Origin of the sequence: Sporosarcina psychrophila (assembly GCF_001590685.1) — a bacterium.
GTDB lineage: Bacteria > Bacillota > Bacilli > Bacillales_A > Planococcaceae > Sporosarcina > Sporosarcina psychrophila.
Genome location: NZ_CP014616.1, coordinates 1,376,476 through 1,388,713, shown reverse-complemented (window position 1 = coordinate 1,388,713; position 12,238 = coordinate 1,376,476). Strand labels below are relative to the sequence as shown.

Annotated in this window: 14 protein-coding genes; 3 read left to right on the top strand and 11 right to left on the bottom strand. The window is 38.2% G+C overall.

What is annotated here, in order from left to right; translation table 11 throughout:
• Positions 1–6 precede the first annotated feature (6 nt).
• From AZE41_RS06695 to AZE41_RS06685, 3 genes are all read right to left on the bottom strand, one after another.
• Positions 7–855, bottom strand: coding sequence for a M56 family metallopeptidase (locus AZE41_RS06695; protein WP_067207122.1), 849 nt, complete (start codon positions 853–855; stop codon positions 7–9).
• A 3-nt stretch (positions 856–858) separates the two neighbouring features.
• A complete protein-coding gene (locus tag AZE41_RS06690; RefSeq protein WP_067207119.1) occupies positions 859–1,272 on the bottom strand; it encodes a BlaI/MecI/CopY family transcriptional regulator in 414 nt (137 codons plus the stop codon).
• Between the two features lie 212 nt (positions 1,273–1,484).
• The gene (locus tag AZE41_RS06685) at positions 1,485–2,030 is read right to left on the bottom strand and encodes a YusW family protein (RefSeq protein WP_067207115.1); all 546 of its coding nucleotides are present in this window, start codon (positions 2,028–2,030) and stop codon (positions 1,485–1,487) included.
• A gap of 138 nt (positions 2,031–2,168) precedes the next feature.
• Here AZE41_RS06685 and AZE41_RS06680 point away from each other — a divergent pair, with 138 nt between their 5' ends.
• The 3 genes from AZE41_RS06680 (at position 2,169) to AZE41_RS06670 (ending at position 3,899) form a co-directional block, all read left to right on the top strand.
• A complete protein-coding gene (locus AZE41_RS06680; protein WP_156475981.1) occupies positions 2,169–2,465 on the top strand; it encodes a hypothetical protein in 297 nt (98 codons plus the stop codon).
• Between the two features lie 80 nt (positions 2,466–2,545).
• Entirely contained in the window at positions 2,546–2,866 is a 321-nt protein-coding gene (locus AZE41_RS06675; RefSeq protein WP_067207109.1) for a YflT domain-containing protein, read from the top strand.
• A 664-nt stretch (positions 2,867–3,530) separates the two neighbouring features.
• Complete coding sequence (locus AZE41_RS06670) at positions 3,531–3,899, top strand: hypothetical protein (protein WP_067207106.1); 369 nt, start codon at positions 3,531–3,533, stop codon at positions 3,897–3,899.
• A gap of 83 nt (positions 3,900–3,982) precedes the next feature.
• On the opposite strand, the gene rlmN is transcribed toward AZE41_RS06670, so the two are convergent.
• From rlmN to hisA, 8 genes are all read right to left on the bottom strand, one after another.
• Entirely contained in the window at positions 3,983–5,047 is a 1,065-nt protein-coding gene (rlmN, locus tag AZE41_RS06665; RefSeq protein ID WP_067207103.1) for a dual-specificity RNA methyltransferase RlmN, read from the bottom strand.
• A gap of 168 nt (positions 5,048–5,215) precedes the next feature.
• Positions 5,216–6,898 carry a methyl-accepting chemotaxis protein gene (locus AZE41_RS06660; RefSeq protein WP_067207101.1) on the bottom strand — a complete coding sequence of 561 codons (1,683 nt, stop codon included), beginning with the start codon at positions 6,896–6,898 and terminating at the stop codon, positions 5,216–5,218.
• An 18-nt stretch (positions 6,899–6,916) separates the two neighbouring features.
• Positions 6,917–8,089, bottom strand: a complete 1,173-nt coding sequence (locus tag AZE41_RS06655; RefSeq protein ID WP_067207099.1) for an ATP-grasp domain-containing protein — start codon at positions 8,087–8,089, stop codon at positions 6,917–6,919.
• Positions 8,090–8,742: 653 nt separating this feature from the next.
• Entirely contained in the window at positions 8,743–8,922 is a 180-nt protein-coding gene (locus tag AZE41_RS06650) for a hypothetical protein (protein WP_067207096.1), read from the bottom strand.
• An 85-nt stretch (positions 8,923–9,007) separates the two neighbouring features.
• Positions 9,008–10,069, bottom strand: a complete 1,062-nt coding sequence (gene hisC / locus AZE41_RS06645; RefSeq protein ID WP_067207093.1) for a histidinol-phosphate transaminase — start codon at positions 10,067–10,069, stop codon at positions 9,008–9,010.
• Positions 10,062–10,703 (bottom strand): bifunctional phosphoribosyl-AMP cyclohydrolase/phosphoribosyl-ATP diphosphatase HisIE, encoded by a 642-nt coding sequence (gene hisIE, locus AZE41_RS06640; RefSeq protein ID WP_067207090.1) that lies wholly within the window; start codon positions 10,701–10,703, stop codon positions 10,062–10,064. The genes hisC and hisIE overlap by 8 nt, the downstream gene beginning before the upstream one ends.
• 2 nt (positions 10,704–10,705) lie before the next feature.
• On the bottom strand, positions 10,706–11,467 hold the full coding sequence (hisF, locus tag AZE41_RS06635) for an imidazole glycerol phosphate synthase subunit HisF (protein WP_067207087.1): 762 nt from the start codon (positions 11,465–11,467) through the stop codon (positions 10,706–10,708).
• Positions 11,464–12,180, bottom strand: a complete 717-nt coding sequence (gene hisA / locus AZE41_RS06630; protein WP_067207084.1) for a 1-(5-phosphoribosyl)-5-[(5-phosphoribosylamino)methylideneamino]imidazole-4-carboxamide isomerase — start codon at positions 12,178–12,180, stop codon at positions 11,464–11,466. Before hisA ends, hisF begins: the two co-directional genes overlap by 4 nt.
• Between the last annotated feature and the right edge of the window lie 58 nt (positions 12,181–12,238).

Sequence of the window (12,238 nt, the reverse complement as noted above, 5' to 3'; positions counted from 1 at the left end):
AAAAATTTACGCAAGAGCGTAAATAAATAGTGCACAAATGAAGCAAAAAATCGTTACTGACAGAAGCATAACCTTCACAGGTAGCTTTATTTGGATTCCTTTTAACGGATTCAAGATATAGTCAATCCGATAATTGACAGATGTATCAGCAAATGACGCATAGACAAAAGGCATTTTTTCATGTTTGCACACTTTAAGCATCTTTAAAAGCGCGCTCCCTAAGTTAACAGACGTCTGTTGTTTTTCAATTGCATATTCATCGGCTGACAATTCCTTAATGATGCTATATTTCTGATTAAACCATTTTAGAATCGGAATATAGCCCATCGTGGACGAACAAAGTGACATCAAAAAGATGGTAAGGGGGTCACGATTTTTTTGATGATACATCTCATGAGAAATGACTGCATTTAATTCATCGTCATTTAATAGGCTTATCAATCCCGTCGATAATACGATTTTAGGACGAACAAATCCCATTGTGATTGCAATCGGTGAAGGATGCGAGATCACAATAAATCCATCTTTTCCATCGCTATAAGTTTGATTCATTTCGGTTGTGAGCGTATTTTCTTCATACTGCTTAAATCGTTTTTTCATTCGTGAAGCATGATAAAATTGTGATCCTATTTTCCATATCGAAAATAACAACGTATAAATGACAAATGCATCGAGGACATACTCAAGAGAAGACAAGCCAATATTTTTGATCCAACCGTGACAGACGACAACAAGGTTATGACCAATATCCCAGCCTGCTATGATCGACATCAGATACAAACCCATTTGAAGATAAATCGTCCCTGAAATTATGAGTGACACAACAAGCATACTTAATGATTGACGTTTGTACATACGTTACATGCCCTTTTTCAGTTCTTTGATTTTCTGTTCGAGCTTGGCCACGAGAGCATCATCTACATCTTCAAGTGCATCCAGCATGTGACTTACTACAACATTTCCAAATTCATCCATCAGCTCATTTGTCATTTCTTTCGACTGTGTAGTCAAAAATTCTTCCCTTGATAGAAGCGGTTTATACAAAAACGACCGTCCTTCCAGTCTCTTGCAAAGAATCTCCTTGTCTACTAATCGATTCATAACAGTCATTACTGTATTGAAATTCGTTGATTTTTCATGTTCAAGTACTTGCTGAACATCTTTAATAGTCATTTCGACATCATTCCATAAAACGTCCATAATCTTTGCCTCAAGAGGCCCAAAAAAGCGGTTTAGCCCACTTTCATTCAACTTGAATTCCCTAATTTTCATGACTACTCATCTCCACATTACTCATTGTAGTGCTAGTCTTTTATCCAGTCAAGAATTCTCTTTTGAAAAATAGACAATTAACAAATCTGTAACATTTATTGCCCTATATTCTCCTTATTTAGGTCAGGTTGTCTTTAACAATTCAGACAAAAATCTCCCCGGCATTTAAACCGAGGAGATTTTCACAACCTATTATTGAAGCTATTTATTGTTTATTTATCATCTTCAAATTCGATTTTTGTACCGTCTTTAAATCGAATTTCTAGCTCAAATTCCGTATAATCTGTCGGTAAATCGAATACCTTCATTACTTCTTGAATGGCAGCTTCCTTCCCTGTCTGTTGAGTAATTGTTAACTGTTTCACCAATGGATACAGTTCATTGAATGCCTCTGTCCCCTTTTTCTTGATATTATTAAGTGAATCCTCAATTTCTGCATCGATTGAATTGTCACTATTTTTTTCAAGCTCTGCCTCATATTCCTGATGATTCGCATAGTCAAGCTTTAGTTCGAAATCAGCATAGCCAAGTTCATCCATCTTTTTTTGCATATCATCTTGATTGACGGTATCTGTATTTTGTTCAGTTTCAGGGCTACTAGTTCCCTCCGTCGAAGTCGCACCATTTGTGTCCCCATTACTATTCTCTCCCGTAATAGGTTCGTCCACTACCTTATCAATATTTTTTTCAGCGTTCCCGCAAGCAACAAGCACAAAGGATAATGCCATGGTCAAGATGAAAATAGAAATTTTCTTCATCGTATCTACCTCCTTATACAGTCCATTCCCCATCGAGGGACTTTTACACATGAAAAAACTACCTATTTTGGATATCGATAAATACCTGTTAGGATGGGGATAATGATGAATATAAATTGTGATAACGGAGGAATTTCAATGAATGAATCGATCAAGCAAACTGTTGCTACACTTACGTATATTTCAGTCGAACGAGTTATGGGTTGGTATGACCAAAAAACAAAGCGTACCGTGCATAGTATCCATTTATATACTGACTCGATTTCAACTTCACGAAATACATTCAGATTAGAACACGTGCATGATATGTCCTATAAGCCGTTTTCCAGCGGAGCAGGATTTTTCTATTTACATACAACCCAAGGTGTCTTCACTTATGAAGTCGATACAGACCCAACTTATTTCATCCGGACCTATCAAAGTTTACCCAGATGATCCGCACTTTCATTTTTTTGTTTAGTCCTTACCTTTTTGGGGAATATAAAAAAGGAGAACAAAAAATGGAGGTAATTTAAATGACTATTAAAAAAACTGTTGAAAACGCCGTTCAGGCAAAGGAAGAAATCGAGAAATTGGTAACACAAGGATATACACATGATGAGATTTATATTTTTGCACATGACAAAAAGAGAGCCAGTCACATAACGGATGCGCTAGATACAGAAAGCGTAGGTATGAAAGAACAAGGTTTCTTGGATAGTATGAAAAACATGTTCTCTTCTCGCGGAGATGAACTCCGTAGCAAGATGGAAGCTGCAGGACTATCCACGGCAGAAGCTGCCGATGCAGAGGCAGAACTTGACCAAGGGAAACTTATCCTAATTGCGAAGAAATAACTTATAAGTTTATGAATCCCATTCCTCTGATATGAGGAATGGGATTTTTTTGATTGCTTGGGGGATTATTTAGTTCGTTGCATATATGGTCGGTTGGATGTCAGTTATGATCGGTTGGACGGAGATACGATTGCTTCCGCGTCAGTTATGATCGGTTGGACGGGGTTATGATTGCTTCCGCGTCCGTTATGATCGGTTGGACGGAGATATGATTGCTTCCGCGTCCGTTATGATCGGTTGGACGGAGATATGATCGCTTCCGCGTCGGTTATGATCGGTTGGACGGAGATATGATTGCTTCCACGTCAGTTATGATCGGTTAGCCGGGGATATGATCGCTTCCACGTCGGTTATGATTGGTTCGTCGGAGATATGATTGCTTCCGCGTCCGTTATGATCGGTTCGTCGGGGTTATGATTGCTTCCGCGTCGGTTATGATCGGTTGGCCGGGGATATGATCGCTTCCGCGTCGGTTATGATCGGTTCGTCGGGGATATGATTGCTTCCGAGTCAGTTATGATCGGTTAGCCGGGGATATGATTGCTTCCGCGAAGGTTTTGATCGGTTGGCGAGCAAACCGCTTACGTTTTCACTTTTTTAATGCTTTCATTGGCATAATCACACCATTATTCGATATGATGAACAATGGAAGTGGGTGCGTTTTATGATTAACAAGTTCTGGAAGATCGGTTTTTTCACTGGACTTACAAGTTTCGTTCTTCTCATAGTAGGTGTTCGAACTGTTTTGGGTCAAACGCTTGTCTTTACAAACTACTTAACATTTGGTCTTTTCGGGCTAATCATCGGTGTTTTTTCATTTTTACTGCTGTTTTACAATTTGAAAATTGCTTTCAGGATTTTCTTGATTGGTGTGGCTCTCGGTTTTGCAGAGTTTTTCCGCAGCTTGTTAATGAATCCGAATGGGATAGGTGATGTACTCGGAATCTTGTCCTTGTTCATCATTTCTTCCTTTGGATTGGGACTGGCATTTATTGTCCAGTTCATCGTGATTTTAATGAAGAAAAAGAGCTAAGAACAAGAGCACCGAAGTCTAGATGATAAAAAGAGTGTGCAACTCCTAGTTCCCCTAGGAATTGCACACTCTTTTTAAATGGATTAGACGGCTTTATCTTTCTTAATCTGCTTACTTCGTAACTGACCGCATGCTGCGTCGATGTCTGTACCATGTTCAAGACGGACGCCGCAATTGATGCCTTTTCTTTTGAGTGTTTCATAAAATGCTTTAATGTCTTCTGGTGTACTACGGCGATACTGGTCATGTTCGTCAACCGGATTGTAGGGAATCAAGTTAACATATGATAGGTGACGTTTGTTTTCGAGTAGTTTTGCAAGCTGCTGTGCTTCCAGAACATGATCATTTACATCATGCAACATAATATATTCAAACGTGATTCTGCGGTTTGTCGTTTCCAAATAATAATCGATTGAATCCATCAATTTCTCAAGCGGGAACGCTTTGTTAATTTTCATAACGCGTGTACGCAACTCATTATTAGGTGCATGCAGAGATACTGCTAGGTTAATTTGGATATTTTCTTCTGCAAAATCCTTAATTCGTTGCGGATTACCACTTGTTGAAACGGTAATGTGACGAGCACCGATGGAAAGTCCTTTTTGATCATTGACGACACGAAGGAAATTCATCAAATGCGAATAGTTGTCAAATGGTTCGCCAATTCCCATAACAACAATATGACTTACGCGCTCATCTTCAGCTTTCGCGTCAAGGTGATGCTGTACTTCCATGATTTGTTCCACAATTTCTCCTGCTGTTAAATCACGGCTTTTTTTCAATAATCCACTCGCACAAAAACTGCAACCGATATTACAGCCGACTTGTGTCGTTACACAAACCGATTGGCCGTAAGGAAATTTCATTAAAACAGTTTCAATCAAGTTACCATCTTGCATTTTAAATAGGAATTTGATTGTGCCATCTTCTGATTCCTGTTTCACAGTCTGTTCTAGCGTTCGGAGGACATAGTTCGCATCCAGCAAGTCGATACATTCTTGATTAATATTTTTCATGTCTGCAAAGTTTGTTACACGCTTTTTATATAACCAGTCCCAAATTTGTGCAGCACGGAATTTTTTCTGCCCTTGATCCACTAACCATTCTGTAAGTTGTTCAATTGTGAGTCCATATATCGAATTCTTCATTAGTTATCCTCATTTCAAAAAATGCAATTCACATATTATACTACATGAAATTAGAAATGGGAACAACTAATTTAGTTTATAAATGTGAATTTCCAGCCCTTAATCGCAAAAGACCCTCTATTATTATCTCCTCCGCAAATAAAGACTGTCCTTAATCTTTTTGGAGTTTTAAATTTTAAATTTCTTTACATGATCTTTTAAGTTTATTGCCATTTCATTAAGGGTCGTTGTCGTTCCAACCATTTCTTCCATAGAAGCCAATTGCTCTTCCATAGATGCAGCAATGTTTTGCGTATGGGAAGATGTCTCTTCTAATGATTGAACTGTTTCGATTGTAGATGCTAGTATTTCCTCAGAACCCGCAGAGATTTCTTGTATTGTTGCAGATACTGATTGATTTTTTTCTGTAATTTGAGTAATACGATTCAAAATGCTAGTAAACGATTTACCTGTTTCGCGTACGATTCCAGTTTCACGTTCCACATCTTCGAATACCTTCGTCATGGCCTTCACAGAATTTTGAGAGTCATTTTGAATTTCTTTCACGAGCGTACTAATTTGGTTTGCTGAAGATGCGGATTGCTCAGCAAGTTTCCTCACTTCATCTGCGACTACACTGAATCCTTTTCCAGCATCGCCTGCACGTGCTGCTTCTATAGCGGCATTCAGTGCAAGTAAGTTTATTTGATCAGAAATAGCCGTAATAATTTCTATAATTTGACCAACTTCATTGGATCTCGTATTCATCAACTGTGTGATATCCATAGAAACTTTAACTGAGCTCGTTATCGTATCAATCCCTTGAATCGAGTCTAAAATAAGATGATTACCTTGCTTAGCTTCTTGGGATGCATCCATCGATTCTTCCGTTACTTTCATAGAAGAATCTGCTATTTCTTGCAGACCAATTGTGATTTGTTCAAGTGCCACCAAGTTTTGTGATGCACTACTTGCTAACGTATCGCTCGTCGAAGATACTTCTTGGGTCGTAACAGTCGTATGATTGACTACTTCTGTCATTTGCTCTGCGCTATAGGTCAAGTCATCCGAGGAAGTGATAACGTTGTCCGTCGCTACATTGACATGTTCAATCGTATTTCTCAATTCTTGTTGCATGTTTCGGAAACTGTGGGCAAGATGACCAATTTCATCTTGACTATTCACACTAACTTCTTTTGTTAAATCACCTTGGGCTACAACTTCTGTATACTTCACTAATTGTTGAAGTGGTTTCGTAATTCTTGTTGATAAAATATAAGATATTCCAGCCCCTACCACCAATGCCCCTAGCGTAAGTGCAATACTGATGATAAGTATTTTCCGGGTTAAATCAGGGATAAATTTCGCATCCTGATCGATTCCTATAATAGAATCTGTCCCTTCAATATGTAAATAGATTGATTTATGTACACCGTACTCATCCTCATAAATCTCACTGAACAATGGCTGTTCCATGTTTAGCGCATCGTTTTGTTCGGATTTAAACGGATAAGGCGTAAGATAATCTGCCGTATCGGACAGCGCAAGGATCATATCCTCACCATCAACTTTACTCATGATATAAACACTTTCTAAATCGCCTATCTCACGCGATTCATTGATTATAGCGAGTAATCTTTCATAGTCCTGTTTATTTGTCTTTGCTTTATTAAGCATCTCGGCATCGATATCTTTTTTCAAGTCTAGTAAATTCGTGTTGAGTACTCTCTCAAACTGGGGAATGACATTCTGATTGACAATTGACATAGATTGAAAATAAAAACCTAAACTAAATAATAAAGATAATACTGCAATTGGAATAATCGTTCCAAGCATTATTTTAGTTCTAATAGATCCTTTTTGTTTAAACAAACTAATTCCTCCTAAGATTTATACGAGTTGCGGTTCATAGAGCGATATAAAATTGCTCAATTCAAGTGTAAGCAATCGCTTATTTTCGTCAAATGTGTGATGTTTGAAAAATACAACAGAAAAAATAGGGTACTCTTTGTAATCCATATACCTATAGTCTAGTATTTCATTAAATTGTTGCTTAAAACTTTCATGGTCTACCGCTCGAATTAATTCAAGCGAAATCGACGGGTCAAATTCTGCACAAAGAAAACTATAAATCGCATTATCCATAGCCTCTATTTTTTCTTCCCAATTTGGTTTTAGCTGATTGAAATAATAATCATAAACGTCTACACCATAAGCATGTACGCCCAGTTCTGTCGTACCTATACCAGCAAAGCGGAATGGATTTACTTCAATTGGCACAACTTGTCCTTCTTTAGTTATTCGAACTTCAAAATGTAGCGGGAAGGAAGCCAGCGCATCAATATCCCCTAATTTTTCCAAAAAGTCCGAAATTGGAGCAAGTGTTTCACTTAATACACTTTTGCTTGTGTAATATATACGATCACTCATGTCTTTATCGTTAGCAAACATGCGCTTAAATAAATTTAAGATGACAGGTTTTCCCTCTTTAGTAAAATAAGCATCAATTGCATACTCGTCTCCTTGAATTAGCTCTTCTAATATGACAGTTTGGCTATCAATCACATCATTAGGATACGCGGATGCTGAATCGTTTATATCGACTTTCAATTTTTCTACGGTGTGATGCCAATCTTCAATACAATCTATTCTATAAACCCCAACACTCGAGTAGCCGATAACAGGCTTAATAATAATAGGGAATGGAATTGATTCTAAAGGTATTTCATATAAATCTTGAATAGATACTTCACGGAAATAAAATGAAGGATAAATTTTTGTCATTCTCCTCCTAAATTCCGCTTTGTTTTTGAATAGTGATGTCCATTCGGCAAATTTACTCTCAGGTAAGTAATTCATTAACATAGCCAAACCGTTTTCTGAATTAAATAAAAGAGGAGCAGAAGACTTCTCAAGTTGTTCAAAGAACAATGTCTCTTCAAGTAAATCAAGTTTTTCTTCCTCCGGAATCTGCACATCTCCTATTTTTAAAACCGGAGTACCTAATTGCTGTAAAGTTGATGAAAGTAATGTTGATACATAAGGCTTATCAAGTATAATCATTTTATTCTCCTTCTTCTTGTTTTTTTCTACTATATTTTTACAGCAGAATTTTTGTTCGTACCGATATTATTATCTCCCAATAGAGCCTATAGTATTGATTTTGAAAAATAATTAATCCCAATGACCTATAATTATCCACAGAAAAATAACAGTTAATAACTCCTATTATCATACATAGTAAGTTTTAACAATGCTATGCATTGTATTAAAGTATCATTATTTTGTATAGTCCGAATAGGTAGTTAGTTAATCTGTATTATGTCATAACTGTATTCTAATGGCTTTTCACTCTGCCTATCTCAAAATTCCTTGTTTAATTTAAGACATTATTTTTTCAAAAATTCATCATAGGTCTTTTAAACTAAATAATATAAGCAATAGATTCTATTGCATAAATAAGCCATATATAATTCTTATTACAATTATAAATGTTTTATTTATTATATTTAAATTCCTTCATTGCTATTATTTTAGTCACATTTTTACTTCCCATGGTTTTCATCACCTTCAATATCTTATTTCGTTCTATGACCTACTGAATTCAAATAGCAAGGGTTCATTCATTTTTCTTTGTCATACGTTAATAAATAAAACTAGGCATCCTCCATATTTCCTGGAGGATGCCTAGTTTGTGGTCACTACTTATTTAAACTTCATCGCACTGCATTCTTTGCGGCTTTGTCCTTATTTATTTTCATGACAAGCGTTAAAATATTCAATAAGCTAAGTACTGTGAAAAAGATTCCAAAGCCAATTTGACCATCCGCAAATCGAGTAATTGCGAAATAACTCATGAATAATATAAGTGCAAGATCAATATATTTAGATCCCATGTCGATAACCTCCCCTGTTTACACAAGTATATCAGTTTCGATGCACTTTTCATTAAGTCATTTCATCTTAGAATCTAACAGTACATTACAAATTCAAAATGTCAGTCAATTTTTCAACTAATCGCTCCACCTGTTTATCTGTACCAACTGTAATACGCAAATAGTTGTCGATTCCAGGCTTGTTAAAATACCTAACTAACACGCCTTCTTTTTTTAATTCATTGTAGAGAAACTCTGCTGGAACAGTCTGATGTGAGGTGAAAACAAAATTTGCTTGTGAAGGTAGCACGTTGAAATTGAGCTGTTGCAACGTCTCGTTCATCTTTTCCCGTGTTGCAATGATTTTCTGAGTCGTCTTCTCAAAATAGTCTTCATCCTCAAATGCAGCTTTTGCTCCCACTAGCGCAAGACGGTCCAGCGTATAAGAATTGAATGAGTCTTTAATGCGAATCAATGCAGCAATTAATGAAGGAGCTCCCATCGCAAAGCCAACGCGCAAACCGGCGAGTGAACGTGATTTAGATGTCGTCTGGACGACAAGGACATTGTCGTATTTCCGAATGAGTTCAGTCGCTGATTTCGATGCAAAATCGATATATGCCTCGTCGATGATGACGACTTGGTCAGGGTTATTTTTGACAATCTCATCAATGTGCTCAAGTTCAGCATAAATGCTAGTCGGCGCATTTGGATTTGGCAAAATTACGCCGCCTTCAGACTGAAAGTAGTTATCCACAGGCAATGTAAAATCTTTATTCAACGGAACTTCCTCATAAGGAATATCGAATAACTTTGCATAGACCGGATAAAAGCTATATGTTACATCAGGAAACCGGATTGGTTTGCCAGGCTCAAAAAACGCCATGAAGGAAAATGCCAGAACTTCATCCGAACCATTGCCGACAAATACTTCTTCAGCAGTAAGTCCATATTGCAGTCCGATTGTTTCTCGTAGCTCAGTCGCTGTAGGAGATGGATACAACTGAAGGTTGCGCCCCATCTCTTGCTGGATTGCAGCTATCACTTTGGGACTTGGAGGATACGGATTTTCATTGGTATTCAGTTTCACGATGTCCTTTTGTTCAATTTGCTCCCCCGGAACATACGGCTCGGTCCGTTTCACCATAGAGCTCCAAAATTTACTCATCTCTCAGCACTTCACTTTTAGGTCGTCTTTTCCGCAATTCGTTTTTGACATCCTCAACACTAACACCTAACTCTTCCATCAATACAAGTGTGTGATACGTCAAATCTGCAAGTTCGCTCGTTACTTCAGCTTTATCACGGTTTTTTGCACCGATGACAACTTCAGTTGTTTCTTCTCCAACTTTTTTCAAAATCTTATCCAAACCTTCGCGGAACAGATACGTTGTGTATGATCCTTCTACTGGATTGGCACGTCGATTTTTTATTTCATCCGTGATCTCATGAACGATTGAGCGAGTCTGTACTACCTCATCGAAAACTTGCTTGTGGAAACAAGTCACTTCTCCCGTATGACAGGCTGGACCCAGTGGTGTAACTTGTACTAAAATTGAATCACCATCGCAGTCCAGTGACAAGTTCTTCACAATTTGCCGATTGCCGGATGTTGCTCCTTTATTCCACAGCTCTTTTCTTGATCTGCTGAAAAACCAAGTCTCCTTCGTATCAATCGTCTTCTGCAACGATTCTTTATTCATATAAGCAAGCATCAGTACATTCCCTGTCCGGTCATCTTGAACAATTGCTGGTATCAATCCATTTTCGTCAAATGATAATGTGTCAATTTCTATTGTCATGGTTAGTCATTCCCAACAGGTGTATTTTTTTCAGCTAGATATGTTTTTAATTCGCCGATATTAATGTCTTCGAAATGGAATACGGATGCAGCAAGCGCAGCGTCAGCTTTCCCTTCAGTTAAGACAGTATGGAAGTGTTCAGGTTTCCCTGCTCCGCCGCTCGCAATAACAGGAATGTTGACCGCTTCCGCAATCGCCCGCGTCAATTCGAGGTTATAGCCGTCTTTCACGCCATCTTCCCCGATACTATTAACAACAAGTTCACCAGCACCCAGTTTTTCGCCTTGAATCGCCCACTCGATAGCATCCATACCAGTATCTTTCATGCCTCCATTAGAGAATACCGACCACTTAGAAGGGCCCACTTCATTGACATCCATCGACAGGATAATGCGTTCAGAACCGAATCTCTTTGACGCTTCTTCAATTAAAGATGGATTGCTGAGCGCTGCACTGTTGATGGATACTTTGTCCCCGCCAGCATCAAACACCTTCTGAATATCTTCGACAGTCCGTATACCCCCACCGACAATAAATGGTACGGGTACTTCTTTCGCAATTTCTGCAATAAGGTCAAGGAACATGGCACGATTATTTGTCGAAGCAGCAATGTCGTAAAACACAAGTTCATCTGCACCGTCAGCTACATATTTCTTAGCCAATGTCAGTGGATCTGCAACTTCTTTAACTTCTAAAAACTTTTTCCCTTTTACGACTTTCCCGTTATCAAAATCTAGGCATGGTATTATCCGGTTGCTTGTCATCCTCGTTGTCCCCCTAATATTTTTTCTAAAGATATTTTACCTTCATACAATGCTTTACCAATAATTGCTCCATATAAATCTAGTTTCCGTAACTGAATGATATCCTCTTCCGTGGAGACGCCGCCTGAAGCCACAATGTCGATGGAAGACGCATTGTCCATCATTTCCAGTTCGTTAAAATTAGGTCCTTGCATCATTCCGTCTTTCAAAATATCTGTATAAATGACTGTTTTCACACCGATTACTTCTAGTTCTATTAACAAGTCAACTGCTAATACATCACTTGTTTCCGTCCAGCCATCCGTTGCAACGAATCCTTTTCTTGCATCGATGGAAACTGCAATTTTATCACCGTATTTTTCTACGGCTTGCTTTAAAAATGGTTTATCTTGAATCGCTGCCGTTCCGATGATCACGCGACTAACGCCGGATGCAATATGTGCGTCAATGATCTCCATCGTCCGAATTCCGCCACCTACTTGAACTGGTATCGATACGTTTTTAGCAATCGCTTGAATGGCTTCGCGATTTAATGAATTACCTGTTTTCGCCCCATCTAAATCGACGACGTGAATGTAGTCAGCACCTTGCTTTTCCCACTCCAGAGCCATCGCTGTTGGTGAGTCATTATAGATAATTTCTTGGTCATAATCACCTTGAATTAGCCGAACACATTTACCATCACGTATATCAATTGCTGGAAATAAAATCATCGGTGTTCCCCCTTATATATAGAATTCTATTGAATCCGCTACGGCGCTTGGGGATGCC